Below are 17,018 nucleotides of genomic sequence, written 5' to 3'. Positions count from 1 at the left end.
CTCTTTTCTAATTTATTATTTTATCTTTCTTATATTAATTAATTCTTTTAATTCTGGAATTTTAAACATATACATACATGCAAAATACACAAAACTGCCTATTAAAATACCAGCTATTAAATTTACATAACTATTTATATTTTTAGTAAAATTACTTACAATAAGTAAAATTATTGTCATAACAACTGCTGACAAAGTTATTTTTATTATCCTGTTAAAAAGCATTTTTATATTAATTTTTCCTATTAGCTTAACAATATTATATAAAAGAAGTATTGATGTTACTATCATTGCAATTGAAGATGCAAGGGATACACCTTTTATTCCAATTACCTTAGACAAACCAATGCTTAATATAATATTAATAACTACGCCTATACAGCCATTCTTAGCTGTAATTTTTGTTCTTCCCATAGAAAACAGTGTAGAATTTAATATGTCACGTATTCCAGTAAAAAATATTCCAACTCCATAGCCTATAAGGGCTGATGAAGCAATTTTAGCTGATTCTATTGTATACTCACCACGAACAAAAACTATTTTTACTGCATCAAAACTATAAAGAATTATTCCAAAGGTTATTGGTATTAAAAGTATTGCTAAAAATATTATTGTCTTTGTAAGTACTTCTAAAAACTCTTTATTTTTCCCTTCGCTTATCCTATTTGCAAGTACAGGATAAATAACATTTGTTATAGCTGTATTCACCATTGAAGATATGAATGTTGTTAAAAGTTGTGCATAATTTAAATTTGTTATAACAGACTCTCCAAGACCTGAAGCTATCCTTTGGTCTACTATAAGATTTATAGAACTTGCACCAGCACCTATTACAACTGGAATAATTAAAACAAGTATTCTTTTTACTCTTTCATCTTTCAGATCAATAAAAAATTCATATTTATATCCATGTTTTATAAGGGAAGGTATTTGAACCAAAACCCTAAATAAATTTCCAATTACATTTGCTATTGTAAGTCCATAAATATTAAAATCTTTAAAAAATAAAAGATATATTATCATTGGAAGATTAAAAAAAAGTCCTAATATAGATGGTATAACAAAGTCCTCATGTACCTGAAGAATGGCTGTAAAGCACGCATTTACCGATAAAAAAATCAAATTCACAAGAATAATTCTTGTAAGAGAAATTGTTATGCTAATTGTTTCTTCACTTGCTTCTTTTGCAATTATATTTACAATAACTTCTGGAAATATACTAGCAATTATAAATAATATGATAGACACTATAAATAATATATTAATTATATTATTGGCAAATTTATGCATTTCCTTTGTGCCATTTTTTACTTTTACCTTGCTTAACATTGGCAAAAATGTTGTTGATATAGCAAGACCTATAATCATAAATATAGTATCTGGTATAGATGCAGAAAGCTTGTAGGCATCTGTATATGCATTTGCACCAAATTTATTACTTATTAGAATATCTCTAAAAGCTCCCATAAATTTAGTTAACACAGCAACTATCATTACAATTAAGGTAGATTTAATTAAGCTTCCTTTTTTCATTTTTTCACCTATCTTTAAAAAATATATTATTTATTTTTATTTCTAAAAACCATCCATAAAAACTTAGGAATTGATGTTAACCTTTTTATTCTCCATGGCTCCTTAGAAACTCTGTAAAGCCATTCAAGACCCATATTTATCATCCACTTAGGAGCTCTTTTAACATTTCCTGCAAAAACGTCAAAACTTCCTCCTACTCCCATAAATATTTTACATGGAAGTTCATTATTATGTTCCTCTATAAATTTTTCCTGTCTTGGAGAACCCATAGCCACAAATATAGCATAAGCATTAGAATTTTTAATATCTGCTATAATATCTTGGCAATTATTTATATCAAAATACCCATTATGGCTTCCTACTATATTTAATCCTTCTATTTCACCTAAAAGTTTTAAGATACATCCTTTTAAAACTTCTTCCTTTGCCCCTAATAGATAGACACCTTTTTTTTCTTTTGCACATTTTTCTAAAAGTGCCCTCATAACTTCAATTCCTGCTATTTTTTCTTTCACTGGATTTTTTAACATTTTAGATGCTAAAACTGTTCCTACTCCATCTGGAATTATAATTGAATAATCTTCATTAAAATTTTTATTTAGTATGTCATTATTTAATCCATTATATAGGACTTCTGGATTTCCAGAAATTATGTTTACCTTATCTCTTTTATCTACTTCTCTTAATAAGTCATCAAAACTCTTATTAAAAACTTTGTATCCTAATATATTTGTATACATATAAATCCCCTTTTCGTATAGCAATAATAAAGTAAAAATACTATTTAAGATTTCTAATAGTACTTTCAAGCTTCTTTACTATTTCATCTTCACTATCTATATCCTTAGCTATTTTATAATGAAGTTTAGCATTTTCATTATCACCAATATTTAAATAGCACATAACTAAATTAGTACATATTTCAACATCTTTTGATGCTTCAAAAGCCTTTCTAAAATATTTTATTGCAGTTTCAAAATCTTTCAAACATGCATAGTTAAGTCCAAGTTCTGTTACAGCCTCTAAAAGCCCAGATTCAAGCTTTATACATTCATGTAAATATCCTATAGCTTCTTCATATCTGCCTATTTTTCTAAAGCCAACTCCTAAATAATAATATATAAGAGGATTTTTATCAAAGTTTTCTAAAAGACTTAAAAAAATTCCAATAGCCTTTTCTGGTTTAGTATCTAATAATTGTACTGCCTTTTCGTAATTGGCTATATTTTCTATGTCATTCATAATAACTTTAATTTCCTTTGTTACCTTGCCGCCTTTGTTTATAAACTCATTCATATAAACTCTTGCTTTTGCATAATCATTATCATCTTTATATATTATTGCTTTATAAAGATCCCTTTCTGGTAGATTTTCAAATTCCTCTTCCCCTTCATCAATATCTGAAAGAAGATTATCCTTAAATGCACTATCTTTTTCTCTTATGCTTTCCCCTACTAATAATAACTTTTTGTAATATTCTTCATTACCTGTAGATATTACAAGACCTTTCAATATAAGGTATGCTTCAATTAAATTGTCCTTTTTTATTCTATCTGCTACAAGGCTTCTACCACAAACCTCACTATCCTTTATATTATTAATTAAAATAATGTAATCTTCAGTATATTTAAGATTTTTATCTGCCCCAAGAGCCATAAACATTCCTTCTATAAAATAATATATTGGAAGATTATTTATTTTAAGGGTATTTTGCGCATTGCTTGTAATATATTTCGAACTAATTGGTAAATATAAATCATCTGTCTTAAGCTTTACATTTGAAGAAATTCCAATGCTTTTTTTTAATCCTTCAAAATTCACCTCTAAAAATAATAAATTGCTTAATTTTTCTTTAAAAACTGCTTTATAGTTCATTGTTACACGCACCTTTTTCTAAATCCTGTTCTTTTTATCTCGTTCCATTATACAATATTAAAATGAAAAGAGAAAGTTTTTAATTTAAATAAAAAAATAATAAAAGACCTTACTATTTGCATAATAAGATCTTTTATTTAGTACATAGATAATTATTATTTTAACTTTTCATTTATTAAATCCATAACAGCTTTTTTGAAAGAAGCATTTTGCTTTTCAGCATCTTCTAGGCTAGTTCCCTTAACTGCTAAATAAATTTTCATTTTTGGTTCTGTTCCTGAAGGTCTAACAACAAATGATGAACCATTTTCTAATATATATTTTAATACATTAGATTTTGGAAGTTTGATTTCCAATTGTTTTCCATTAACTAAATCTTCTTCTTCACTTAATTTATAGTCATATCTAGTTGCTACTTTAATTCCTTCTACTTCTGAAATTTTTTCATTTCTTAATCCATCTATACATGAAGCAATTTTTTCTTGACCTTCTTTACCTTCTAGTTCTATTGAAATTAATTCTTCTTTATAGAATCCATGTTTCTTATAAATGTTAAGTAATGCTTCATAAAGACTCATTCCTTTTGATTTATAATAAAGAGTCATTTCTGCTATAAGCATTGAAGCTATAACAGCATCTTTATCTCTTACAAAATCTCCAGCTAAATATCCATAACTTTCTTCAAATCCAAATAAATAAGTCTTATCTTTATTTACTTCAAATTCATGAATTTTTTCACCTATATATTTAAATCCAGTTAATACATCCATTAATTCAACACCATAACTACTAGCTATAGCTCTTGCACCTTCTGTTGTTACTATGGTTTTAATAACAACACCATTTGATGGAAGCTTACCAGTTTCTTTCATAGAACCTAAAACATAATCAGTTAATAATAAACCTGTTTGGTTTCCTGTAAGAACTTTGTATTCACCGCCACCTATATTTACTACAACACCAATTCTATCTGAATCAGGATCTGTACCAAATATTATATCTGGTTTTACTGTTTCAGCCATCTTAAGAGCTAATTCAAAAACTTCAGCTTTTTCTGGATTTGGATATGGAGCTGTTGGGAAATCACCATTTGGTAATTCTTGTTCCTTAACTACATTAACATTTTCATATCCTAATTCTTTTAATACTCTTCTTACTGGAACATTTCCACTACCATGTATTGGAGTATATATAATATTTAAATCTTTAGCTTTTTCCTTTACTAAATCTTCTCTTATAGTTAAAGATTTAACTTTTTCAATATAAGCCTTATCTACATCTTCGCCTATATATTTTAAAAGTCCTTTTTCTAAAGCTTCTTTTTCGTCCATAGTCTTTATCATGCTAAAGTCTGATACTGCATTAACACAATCAATTACCTTTCCAGCCTTGTTATCAGTAACCTGTCCACCAAATTCATCATAAACTTTATATCCATTGTATATCTTTGGATTATGTGAAGCAGTTACAACTATACCACCTTGACAATTTAAATATCTAACAGTAAATGATAATACTGGTGTTGGTCTTAAGCTTTCAAATAAATTAACCTTTACGCCATTTGCACATAATGTAAGCGCAGCTGCCTTTGCAAATTCATCTGACATATTTCTTGAGTCATATGCAATTGCAACTGAAGGATTATCAAAATTTTGATTTAAGTAATCTGCAAATCCTTGAGTAGCCTTTGAAACTGTGTAAATATTCATTCTGTTTGAACCAGCGCCCATTACACCTCTAAGACCACCTGTTCCAAATTCTAGATCTTTATAAAATCTGTCTTCAATTTCTTTTTCGTCTTTGATGTTTCTTAACTCATTTTTAATATCTTCACTAATTATAGGTGAATCTAACCATGCCTGATATTTTTCTTTATACAATCTAAAACCCTCCTAAGTACTAAAATACTAATCTTATTATACAACAACTTTAAAGATTTACAAATATTTTAATTAGATTTATCTAATTTTATGACATAATTTTATTATTTTCTATTCTTTTTAAATCTAAATTAAATCTTCAGATGATATAACCTTAATGTTATTTTCCTTTAAAAGACTTGCACAAATCCCCATACCATTAATTTTATTTCCACTAAAAGTCCCATCATAAATTTTATTTACTCCACAAGAAGGACTCCCCTCTTTTAAAATAGCCTTATTTACATTGTAAATTTTTGCTATTTTCAATACTTCTTTAGCACCTTTTTCAAAATTTAATGTAACATCTTCTCCAATTTCATTAATAACTTTATCTTTATTAATTTCTGAAGGTTTTCTTGGGGTAGTAAGTCCCCCAAGCTGTTCAGGACATATAAGTATTGCTTTACCTTCCTTTGCCAATTTTAAGCATTTCTCATTTAAATTGTTCTTTCCATTATATTTGCAATTTACACCACAAAGACATGCACTTACTAAATATTTTTCCATTTTTATTCCTGCCTCGCAAAAATCTTAATTATTAATTCTTAATTTATTTTATTTCAACTATTGTTACTCCATCGCCACCTTCACCATATACTCCAAGTCTATAGCTTTTAACATGTGGATGTTTTTTTAACATATTACTAATTGCTTTTCTTAAAACTCCTGTTCCTTTACCATGAACTATTGTTACTTCTCCAAGATTTGACATACATGCTTCATCTAAGTATTTATCTGTTCTATAAATAGCTTCCTCTGCATCTAGTCCTCTTAAATCAAGTCTACTTTCCACTGATTTTAAATTAAGCTTAACTTCTCTCTTTTTCTTTGTCTTAGGTTTTGATTGACCTTCAACTTCTCGTAAATCCTTAATATTTACTGTTATTTTCATTATTCCAGCTTGAGCTTGAACATCACCTTTATTATCTGGCATGGAAACTATAATTACTCTTTGATTTAATGATGGAAGATATGCTTCCATTCCCACTTTTACTTTAGTTATAGTTTTACCTTTATTCTCTCTTTCCTTAAGCTGTTCCTTTTCTTTTTCTTCTAGGGCATCTTTTAATTTTTTACGTTCCTCTTCTAGTCTTTTTCTTCCGCCCCCTTCTATTCCCATCTTTTCTAAAGCTCTCATAGCCTTTAATATTTCATCAGCTTCTTCCTTTGCAGCCTCTAATATTGATTTTGCCTTTTCTCTTGCCTCACTATATGCCTTGTCACGTACTATATCTAATTTTTTCATTTTTTCTTCATATTCTGTTTTTATTTTTTCAGCTTCTGTTTTTAATTTTTCTGCTTCTCTTGCATTATTATTTGCAATAATACTCTTTTCTTGTAAATCTCGTATTAAATCTTCAAATTTAAGATTGTCACTTTCTATGTTGTTCTTAGCTCTGTCAATTATATAAGAATCTAACCCTATTCTTTTGCTTATTTCAAAAGCATTAGATTTACCTGGTATACCTATAAGAAGCCTATAAGTAGGTTTTAGAGTTTTTACATCAAATTCAACTGATGCATTTTCTACTTCTTTTGTTTTTAGTGCATAGCCTTTAAGTTCACTATAGTGAGTTGTAGCAATAACCTTAGTATTTCTTTCTTTTAATGTATCTATTATTGCTATTGCAAGAGCTGCTCCTTCTGTAGGATCAGTACCTGCACCAAGTTCATCAAATAAAACAAGAGATTCATTATCTGCATTTGCCATAATATTAACTATATTTGTCATATGAGATGAAAATGTTGAAAGGTTTTGCTCTATACTTTGTTCATCACCAATATCTGCAAAAACTTCTCTATAAAAGCTTACAGAAGATCCATCCTTAGCTGTAATCAAAAGTCCACTAAGAGCCATTAAATGTATAAGACCTACTGTTTTTAATGTTACTGTTTTACCACCTGTATTAGGACCTGTTATCATTAATGCCTTAAAATTTTCACCAAGGTAAATATCAGATGGAACAACTTTTTCAGGATCTATTAATGGATGCCTTGCAAGAATTAAATCAAAAGAACCATTTTCTCTTACCTCCGGCATTATTCCATTAATTTTTGATGAAAATTTAGCCTTAGCAAAAATAAAATCAATTTTTATTATTACATTCATGTTACTTTTACAAATATCTTTGTTATCTTTTACTTTTCTTGTTAATTCAAAAAGTATTCTTTCAATTTCAGCTTGCTCCTTTAATTTTAGTTCTCTTATTTCGTTATTTAAATTAACAAGGCTCATAGGCTCAATGTAAAGGGTAGCACCTGTAGCACTTGAATCGTGTACAAGCCCTGGCACTTGAGATTTATACTCAGACTTTACTGGAAGAACATATCTATCTCCCCTCATAGTATAAATTGCATCTTGAAGATAACTTGCATTACTTCTAACAAGTGAATTTACCTTATCTCTAATTTTAGAATTATTTTCTTTTATGCTTTTTCTTAAATTAAAAAGTGTATTAGAAGCCTTATCGCTTACCTCTTCTTCTGATACTATTGCTTTTTCTATATCTAATTGAAGATTTTTTATAGGAGTTAATATATAGGACAAATCTTCAAGCTTTGGATAGCTTTCACCTTCCTCTTCTCCCTTTAAATACTGCTTAAGCCTATCTGTACATCTTAACATATTACCTATGTATAAAAGTTGACCTGGAGATAATGTACCACCCTTTTCAGCTCTTACTAAGCTTTCTGTAACATCATGAAGTCCTTCAAAAGGAGGATTGCCTTTCTTTACTAAAATATCATAAGCTTCTTTAGTTTCCTTTAATGCTTCACGAACCTCATAAGCAGATTCATAAGGTGCAAGCTTTGATGCCATCTCCTTTCCACCAGATGTTACAGCATATTTTACTACTTTATTTTTAATTTTATCAAATTCCAATGTTTTTAATGATTTTTTATTCATTTTTTATTAACACCTCAATTTCAATAATTACAGTACTCCACGCTTAAAATGGCCCTTTGTATATAATTTTCCTTCTACTTCTAACTTATTTTCTATCATATTAATAACCCTTATAACTTCTTTTTCATTTTCATCCTTAAAATCAATTCTAAAGGTATTTATTCCTAAATGTTTAATAACATCTCTTTCATCTAAAAGATTAATAGGAACATTATTTAAAATATGGCTTCTACAAAATTCATCTGTAATTATTTTAAAATTTTCATTCATTCTATCTACTAAGGTAAATTCATCTTTCATGCAAGCCCCTGAGCAAGGTTTTTTTGAAGTTTTTCCTCCAAAAGTACTTCCTATAGGACAATATTCACTTACCATAAGTTCTGGCTTTCCATATACATACATAACTGATCCATTATTATCTTTAGGTAAATCCTTCATAAGCTCTTTTATTTCCTGTTTATTTAATTCTAAACTTAATGTTATATTATTTATATCTTTTTTATAGAATTCAAAGGCTTTACTATTAAATACATTTAATTTATAATCACCTATTATATTTAATTTATCTTTAAATTCTTCTATTATAGCTGCATTTGATGTTACTATGCCTGCAATTTTATCTTTATTCTTTTTTATTAATGATACTATACTTTCATATTCACCTTTTATTATTTCAGGAACTGATATATAAAAATTAACATCATTACATTTATCTATAATAGAATCTTCTATTTTGTCATTAACCCTTGCAAATAAATCAAGTGCTATATTCTTATATCCTTTATTTATAAGAACCTTTACCTGAGAAGCTTTTGTACAAGTAAATAAATAATCAATACTCAAGCTTTCTTTTAAGTAATTTTCATTGCTATTTATATATTCCTTATACAAATTATTATCAAATTTTTCTCTTTTTCTTCTTTGCAAAGAAGTAATGTCTTTTATTATTTTTTCGAATAGTTCTCTTCTCAAATTATTTATAGAAGATATTCTTAAAAATCCTTCATCAAATTTAATAAATTCAATTTCTTCTATTTTAAATGGATATTCACCTGATTTTTTTAAATTTTCTATTACTTTTTCCCTTTCAAGGGGTTTTTTTAAAGCTTTTTCTAATTTGTCTCCATAAACCTCATAAGATTTTCCATTATAATTTGTTTTAATACATATAGCATTATCTATTTTAAACTCTATAGAAGTTTTTAAGGGAATCTTTTTAATATAAGGTTTTATAGAATCTTCTAATGATGCAAAAAGCTTTTTACTTGAAGTTCTATATAAAATATCACCTTTTTTATAATCCTTAGGGTATATTTTTACTTTCTTATTTGCAGAAGCTTCTGATACTTCCCCTTCATCTGATACAATTTTACTTATAGTAAAACCCTTATCTGCCACCCTTATACCATCGCCTACAGAAACATCACTTTCAAGGAAAACAGTAGAATCTGGTAAAACCTTTCCTATAGGTACACCTGTATTTTTAGGGAACGAATAACTCATCATATCTCTTCCTGTGTTTTTTCTTAAATAAGCTTCTGAAAAACCTTCCCTATTAAATAATTGAAGAAGCACCTTTTTACCTGATGATACATCATATTCCTTATTATAAAGTTCCTTATCTAATGCTCTTCTATAATTGGAAACAACACCAGCTACATATTCTGGTCTTTTCATTCTTCCTTCAATTTTTAAGGAAGAAGCCTTTGATTTAATTATTTCTTCAACATCATCAATTGTACACATGTCTTTAGGACTTAAAAGATAGCCTTTTTTTTCTAAATGATTATTTCCCTTTAATTTATATTCCATTCTACATGGTTGTGCGCATCTGCCACGATTACCGCTTCTGCCTCCAATTAAGGAACTCATAAGACATTTTCCTGAATAACATACACAAAGGGCTCCATGAATAAATATTTCAGTTTCTATGTTTAATTCTTTTGATATATATTCTATTTCTTTAAAGGATAATTCTCTTGATAATACTATTCTTGTAAAGCCCTTTTCCTTAAAATAAACTGCACCTAATCCATTATGTATTGTAAGCTGAGTTGATGCATGAATTTCAAAATCTTTATAAAATTTTTGTATAAGTTTTACCAAGCCTAAATCTTGCACAATTAATGCATCTACACCAATTTCATAAAGATATCCTACATATTTTATTGCTTCATTCATTTCATGCTCTTTAAGTAGTGTATTCATTGTTACATATACCTTTACATTATATGAATGACAGTAATCTACGGCCTTTTTCATATTTTCATTATCAAAATTAGATGCATATGCTCTAGCAGAAAATTTACTTCCTCCAAGATACACTGCATTACAGCCGTTATTAACTGCAGCATAAAGACTTTCCATACTTCCTGCTGGGGCTAACAATTCTATATTATGATCAATTTTTTTATCCATAATTTTTTCTCCTATACTTAAGTAAAATACTCATTAATATTTTAGCAATAAAATAGACTGCTTAAAAGTATTAGCAGCCTTTTTATTTATTAAAATTTCTATTTAGCTAAGGGGTTTTTTTCCTTTTTCATTTTTGCCAGTTCAATTTGAACATCTACAAGTTTTTTCTCTAAGTCCATAATTTTATATTTAGCAGATATTAATTCTTTTTTAGAAGAACTGTCGCCTTCACCAATTTTTTGTCTTACATTTTCTTTAAGAACTAATAAATTATCTTTTAATTTTTGATTTTCATCTAAAACCAAATCATATTTATCTCTTATATCATCATTTTTAGTTTTTAATGAATTATTTTCTTCTTTTATCTTAGAATTTTCTTCTTGAATCTTTAATATTTCACTTTCAGATTTTTCAATTTTGACTTTTAATTCATTAAGTTCTTTATTTAAAGAGTATTTTAAGGATTTATCTCTATTTGCTTCATCTTCAAATTTGTTTAACTTATCTTTTAATGAATCTATTTCCTTGTTAAATGATTCTTCATTTATTTTAGTTTCTTCAATTTCACTTATAAGCTGTTCTTTTTCCTTTAAAATCAATTCTTTTTCTTTGTTCATGCTTTGAATTTTATTATTTAAATTAGCTTGTTCAAATTCCTTATTTCTTACTTCATCTTTTAATTTTTGATTTGTTTCTTTCATTTTAACTATTTCTTTATTAAGCATATCACTTAAATTTTTAGTTTCTTCTAAATCACTTTTAAGCTTATTATTTAAAGTTTTAATAGCTATATTTTCTTCTCTGTTTTTTTCATTTTCACTTAAAAGACTTTCATATTTAACTGTAATGTCTTTCACTTTTTCTTGAAGTTCTTGAAGTTTCTCCTTGTTATTTTTAATTAAAAGCTCTTTCTCATTTTTATAAGATAATAATTTAACTTCATTTTGTTTTATATTTTCGTCAATTATATTTTGAGTATCTCTATTGTATTTTTCTTCTAATTCCTTTTGCTGCTTTTTAGATTCTTCTATTAAATTTTGCTTTTCTAATCTAAGATTTTCAATTACCTGATTCTTTTCACTTTTATATTTTTCTATAAAGTCATTTTTCTGTTTTTCATATTTTTGTGCAAGATCTGTAGCAGTACTTTCTAATTTTTCATTTAACTGAGCATTCTTCTCTTTTAAAGTTGATATTATCTTTTCATATTTTGCTTTAACTATTTCCTCTACATTTTCTCTTTCAGATTTTAATGTATCAAGTTCTTCTCTTGTTTTATTTAAAGAAGAATCTAAAATATTATTTTTTTCTTCTAAAGCTTTATTCTTTTTAGATAAATTACTAGCCCTTAAATCTGTGTTATATAAATCATCAGCAATATTTATAGCTGATAAAACACCAATATCAGTTGAACTAAGAATTGGATTTTTAGCTTTTATCTCCTTAATTTTAGAATCTACATACTGAGCTACGTCTTGAAGATATTGTTCATCATCATTTCCTTTTAAATTATAGTCTTTACCATTTATATTAACAGTTACCTTAATCAAAATTAAGCACCTCACAATTTTACCAAATTATAATAAAAAATTCTCTACACATGTATTATACTCAAAAAATTATATAATTAAATTATAGGTTAATTTTTAATATAAAACAATTACTTTTCTATTGTTATTAAAAAATTTTAATATTTATATAAAAAAAATCCCACAACATAACATATATGTTGTGGAAAAATTAAGGCATGATATTCCTACAAAAGCGTGGTAGTATTTTATAGAAACTTCATAGGTATATTATAATGTATCAATGTAACACTTTACAATACCCTTTTAATAATTTTTTAATATTTTTTTAATATTTTACATTTTTTAATATAATAATTATTTTTCTATTAAGTTACTATCTTAATTAAGTTACTATCTTAATTCTGCATCTACTTCTTTTTCAAGACTCTTTAATATTCTATCATGAACCTTGTTAACTTCTTCATCTGTTAAAGATTTCTTGTTATTTCTGTATATTATTGCATAAGCCATACTTTTTTTACCTTTTTCGATTTGTTCTCCTTTATATATATCAAAAAGGCTAATTTTTTCAATTAATGCTCCACCGGCTTTCTTTATAATATCATATATATCACCAGCTAAAATATTATCATTTACAACTACTGATATATCTCTTGTAGCAGCAGGGAATTTAGCTATTGGAGAATATTTCTTTGTAGTATTTGATGCTTCATATAATTTATCTAAATCAAGTTCTGCAAGCATACAAGGAACATCTATACTGTAATTTTCAGCTACATCTGGATGAACTTCACCAAATACACCAACTTTTTTGCCTCTTATTACTAAAGCTGCTGTTTTTCCTGGATGGAAAGTTGGATTTTCAGATTCACGAACATATTTAGCCTTTTTAATTCCAAGAGCATCTACTATATTTTCAACAATTCCTTTTAAGTGGAAAAAGTCACAATCACCATACATACCTATAGTTAAAATATTTCTTTCCTCTGGTAATTTTTCTCCTTCTTTCTTTATATAAATCTTACCTGCTTCAAAAAGTTTAGCATATTCGTTATTTCTAGCATAATTTCTAGCAAGTGATTCCATCATTGAAGGAAGTGCAGAAGTTCTCATACATGAAAAATCTTCACCTAATGGATTTTTTATTTTTATCATATCACGAAGAGGTGAATCTTCAGGTACATTTATTTTATCTAATACCTTTGGAGATACAAATGAATATGAAATTGATTGATTAACTCCTGATGCAAATAATGTTTTTAATACTAGTTCCCTTAATAGTTCATTTTTATGTCTATTTTCTCTTTGAGGAATTGGTTCAAAAATAGTATTTGGTACCTTATCGTATCCATAAATTCTTGCAACTTCTTCTGCTATATCCTGTTTTATAGCAATATCTACTCTAAATGTAGGAGCCTTAACAATTAAGTTATCTCCATCTATTACAGTATCTAAGTCAACTAGATCAAGGCACTTTTTCATTTCTTCTTTTGAAATTTCAGTTCCAAGGAATTCATTAATCCATTTATACGAAACAACAACTTGACCTTCTTCCTTTACTTGTGGATATATATCAATTGTTCCATTTTCAACTTCACCACATCCAAGTTCACAAACAAGTGCACATGCTCTATCTATTGCTATTTGAGCTAAGTTTGGATCTATGTCTTTTTCAAATCTTCCTGATGCTTCAGTTCTTAAATTTAACGCTTTAGAATTAACTCTTATATTTGTTCCATCAAAATTTGCACATTCAAATATAACTTCTGTAGTATCTTCTTTTATTTCTGAATCAAGACCACCCATTATTCCTGCAAGGCCTATTGTTTTATCTGTATCCTTTATGCATACATAATCCTTTGTTAATGTTCTTTCTATTTCATCAAGAGTTGTAAACTTTTCACCATCTTCTGCATTTTGCACAACTATTTTGTTTGTAGAAATTTCTCTTGCATCATATGCATGCATTGGTTCACCAATTTCAAGCATAACAAAGTTTGTTATATCAACAATGTTATTAATTGGTCTTACGCCAGCTTCCATAAGTCTTTCTTCCATCCATGCTGGTGATTTTTGAATTTTAACATTTTTAATTTTTCTTGCCATATATCTCTTGCAAAGGTCTGTTTTTATTTCTACTGATAATTCACTTTCTACATTACCATCATTTTTTACTTCATATGATAAATTTGGCATTTTATAAGTAGTTCTTAAAGCAGCAGCTGCTTCTCTTGCCATACCTACCATACTTAAACAATCAGGTCTATTAGATGTTATATCAAAATCTAAAACAGCCTTATTAAGACCTAAATATTCTTTAATGTCTTTTCCTACTGGAGCATCCTTATCTAAAATCATAAGTCCTACTATTTCCTTATCTCCAGCTATACCAAGTTCTTCTTCAGAACAAAACATACCATTTGATACTTGACCTCTCATTTTTCCTTTTTTAATTTCTGTTCCATCTGCAAGTATTGCCTTATGAAGAGCTACAGGAACTTTATCCCCTTCCTTCATATTAGTAGCAGCTGTAACTATTTGAATTTCATCAGTTTCACCAATGTCTACTTGGCATACACTTAATCTATCTGCATCAGGATGCTTTTCTATTTTGTTAATTTGACACACAACTACATTTTTTATGTTATCTCCTTGAATAATTACTTCTTCAAGCTGAGATCCTGTTAAAGTTAGCATATCACCTAATTCTTTTGGTGTGACATTTACATCTACATAATCTTTTATCCAATTATATGGTACCTTCATTTTTTATACTCCTCTCTTTAATAACTTCTTAGAATTGATTTAAAAATCTCATATCACTTTCGTATAATAATCTAATATCATCAAGCTCATAACTAAGCATAACCATTCTATCTATACCAAATCCAAAGGCAAAACCTGAATATTCTTCTGGATCAATACCTGCATTTCTTAATACATTAGGGTGTACCATTCCACATCCTAACATTTCAATCCATCCTGATCCTTTACATACTTTACAGCCTTTTCCTCCACATACATAACATGTAGCATCCATTTCTGCTGATGGTTCTGTAAATGGGAAATGGTGAGGTCTAAATTTAGTTTTTACCTTATCACCAAACATTTTTCTCATAAACAAATTTAATGTTCCCTTTAAATCTGCAAATGTTACTCCTTTAGCTACAACAAGCCCTTCCATTTGATAGAATATTGGTGAATGTGTAGCATCTACTGAATCTGCTCTATAAACTTTTCCTGGTGATATCATTTTTATTGGTGGTTTTTGTTTTTCCATTGTTCTAACTTGAACCCCTGATGTTTGAGTTCTTAAAACAACATCATCATTTATATAAAATGTATCTTGTTCACTTCTAGCCGGATGATTTTTAGGAATATTTAATGCTTCAAAGTTATAATAATCAAGTTCAACTTCAGGACCATCTTCTACAGTAAATCCCATTGATATAAATATATCTTTTATTCTTTCTATTGTAACTTCAAGAGGATGTCTATTTCCTATTTCATTTTTAATTCCAGGTAATGTTACATCAATAACTTCATTTTTTAATTTCATTTCTTTTTCTTTTTGTTTTAAATCAGCAACAACTTCATCTAATTTTTCTTCTACTGCCTTCTTTGCTTCATTTACAAGCTTACCCATTGCTGGTCTTTCTTCCTTTGAAAGATTACCCATGCTTCTTAAAATTGTAGTAAGCTCCCCTTTCTTTCCAAGAAATTTTACTCTTACATCTTCTAATGCATTTTTGTCTTTAGCTTCTTCAATAAGTTTTAATGCTTTTTCTTTTATTTCTGAAACTTTTTGATTCATTTATATCTCTCCTTTATTTTTTAATGTGGTCTAAATTATTTTCTTAATTTCACTTTCTGTTCCTTATCACTTACAACTTTAGTTAATTAATAATTAATAATTAATAATTAATAATTAATAATTAATAATTAATAATTAATAATTAAGGATTAAGAATTAATAATTAATAATTAATAATTAAGGATTAAGAATTAATAATTAAGGATTAAGAATTGAGGATATTTTTACTCCTTCTTTTTTAATGTGGCCTCAAATATTTGCTTCATTAAGCTTTCTATTCTTTATCACTTACAACTTCAGTTAATTAATAATTAATAATTAATAATTAATAATTAAGAATTAAGAATTGAGGATATTTTTACTCCTTCGTCGTAAAAATTTTAATTATGTTGTATGGATGGACAAGCTACAATTTCATGGTTCACGCCTAATTTTATGCAAAAACTCAATTATGACAATGCTTTGGACCTAAACACAATAATTATTAATTTCACATCTGCATTTGTAACCTAATTAAGGAATTAGGAATTAAAAAGCCCTTCGCACAAAAAGCACGAAGGGACGAAAATACGCGGTACCACCCTAATTCAAGATTAAAGTATAATCTCATCTCTAAAAATATAACGATTTACACGCCAAGCCCTACTATTAATTTCAAGCTCAGAGCTCCTGAGGGAACTTCAATTTATTTTCCTATAGAAAAGCTTACAGTCTTTGACTTTTCCTCCCTTAATATTTCAATAAATTTACTTTCTCATTCAAAGCTTTTATTTATTAAATTAATTACCTTCTTATTATACATATTTTGCTACACATTTTCAACTGCAATCTTAAAATTACCTATTTAATGTGGCCTCAATTATTTGGTTAATTAAGGATTAATAATTAATAATTAAGAATTAATAATTAAGAATTAATAATTAAGAATTAATAATTAAGAATTAATAATTAAGGATTAAGAATTAAGAATTCAGGATATTTTTGCTCCTTCGTGGCAAAAATTTTAATTATATAGT

Annotated in this window: 9 protein-coding genes, 1 pseudogene and 1 other annotated feature; all 10 genes and pseudogenes read right to left on the bottom strand. The window is 27.4% G+C overall.

Annotated elements, in window-relative coordinates; genetic code table 11:
* Window positions 1-15: 15 nt before the first annotated feature.
* Entirely contained in the window at window positions 16-1,533 is a 1,518-nt protein-coding gene (murJ, locus tag ACTNAO_RS05805; RefSeq protein WP_441027304.1) for a murein biosynthesis integral membrane protein MurJ, read from the bottom strand.
* Window positions 1,534-1,559: 26 nt separating this feature from the next.
* On the bottom strand, window positions 1,560-2,273 hold the full coding sequence (locus ACTNAO_RS05800; protein ID WP_441027302.1) for a WecB/TagA/CpsF family glycosyltransferase: 714 nt from the start codon (window positions 2,271-2,273) through the stop codon (window positions 1,560-1,562).
* 40 nt (window positions 2,274-2,313) lie between these two features.
* Entirely contained in the window at window positions 2,314-3,408 is a 1,095-nt protein-coding gene (locus ACTNAO_RS05795) for a tetratricopeptide repeat protein (protein ID WP_441027300.1), read from the bottom strand.
* Window positions 3,409-3,563: 155 nt separating this feature from the next.
* Window positions 3,564-5,288 carry a phospho-sugar mutase gene (locus ACTNAO_RS05790; protein WP_441027298.1) on the bottom strand — a complete coding sequence of 575 codons (1,725 nt, stop codon included), beginning with the start codon at window positions 5,286-5,288 and terminating at the stop codon, window positions 3,564-3,566.
* A 132-nt stretch (window positions 5,289-5,420) separates the two neighbouring features.
* A pseudogene (locus ACTNAO_RS05785) lies at window positions 5,421-5,837 on the bottom strand (DUF523 domain-containing protein); the annotation flags it as partial.
* A 43-nt stretch (window positions 5,838-5,880) separates the two neighbouring features.
* Complete coding sequence (locus ACTNAO_RS05780) at window positions 5,881-8,238, bottom strand: endonuclease MutS2 (RefSeq protein WP_441027296.1); 2,358 nt, start codon at window positions 8,236-8,238, stop codon at window positions 5,881-5,883.
* Window positions 8,239-8,265: 27 nt separating this feature from the next.
* Window positions 8,266-10,656, bottom strand: coding sequence for a DUF3656 domain-containing U32 family peptidase (locus ACTNAO_RS05775; RefSeq protein ID WP_441027294.1), 2,391 nt, complete (start codon window positions 10,654-10,656; stop codon window positions 8,266-8,268).
* 98 nt (window positions 10,657-10,754) lie between these two features.
* Window positions 10,755-12,206 (bottom strand): cell division protein ZapA, encoded by a 1,452-nt coding sequence (gene zapA / locus ACTNAO_RS05770; protein ID WP_441027292.1) that lies wholly within the window; start codon window positions 12,204-12,206, stop codon window positions 10,755-10,757.
* A 372-nt stretch (window positions 12,207-12,578) separates the two neighbouring features.
* A complete protein-coding gene (pheT, locus tag ACTNAO_RS05765) occupies window positions 12,579-14,954 on the bottom strand; it encodes a phenylalanine--tRNA ligase subunit beta (protein ID WP_441027290.1) in 2,376 nt (791 codons plus the stop codon).
* A gap of 28 nt (window positions 14,955-14,982) precedes the next feature.
* Window positions 14,983-16,002: a phenylalanine--tRNA ligase subunit alpha gene (pheS, locus tag ACTNAO_RS05760; RefSeq protein WP_441027288.1), complete on the bottom strand. Its 1,020-nt coding sequence runs from the start codon at window positions 16,000-16,002 to the stop codon at window positions 14,983-14,985.
* A gap of 554 nt (window positions 16,003-16,556) precedes the next feature.
* Window positions 16,557-16,773: a binding site (T-box leader), on the bottom strand.
* Between the last annotated feature and the right edge of the window lie 245 nt (window positions 16,774-17,018).

This window comes from Clostridium sp. HCP1S3_C6, from assembly GCF_052066735.1.
Classification (GTDB): Bacteria; Bacillota; Clostridia; order Clostridiales; family Clostridiaceae; genus Clostridium.
The sequence above is the reverse complement of the archived record's forward strand: the minus strand, read 5'-3'. Positions and strand labels throughout refer to the sequence as shown.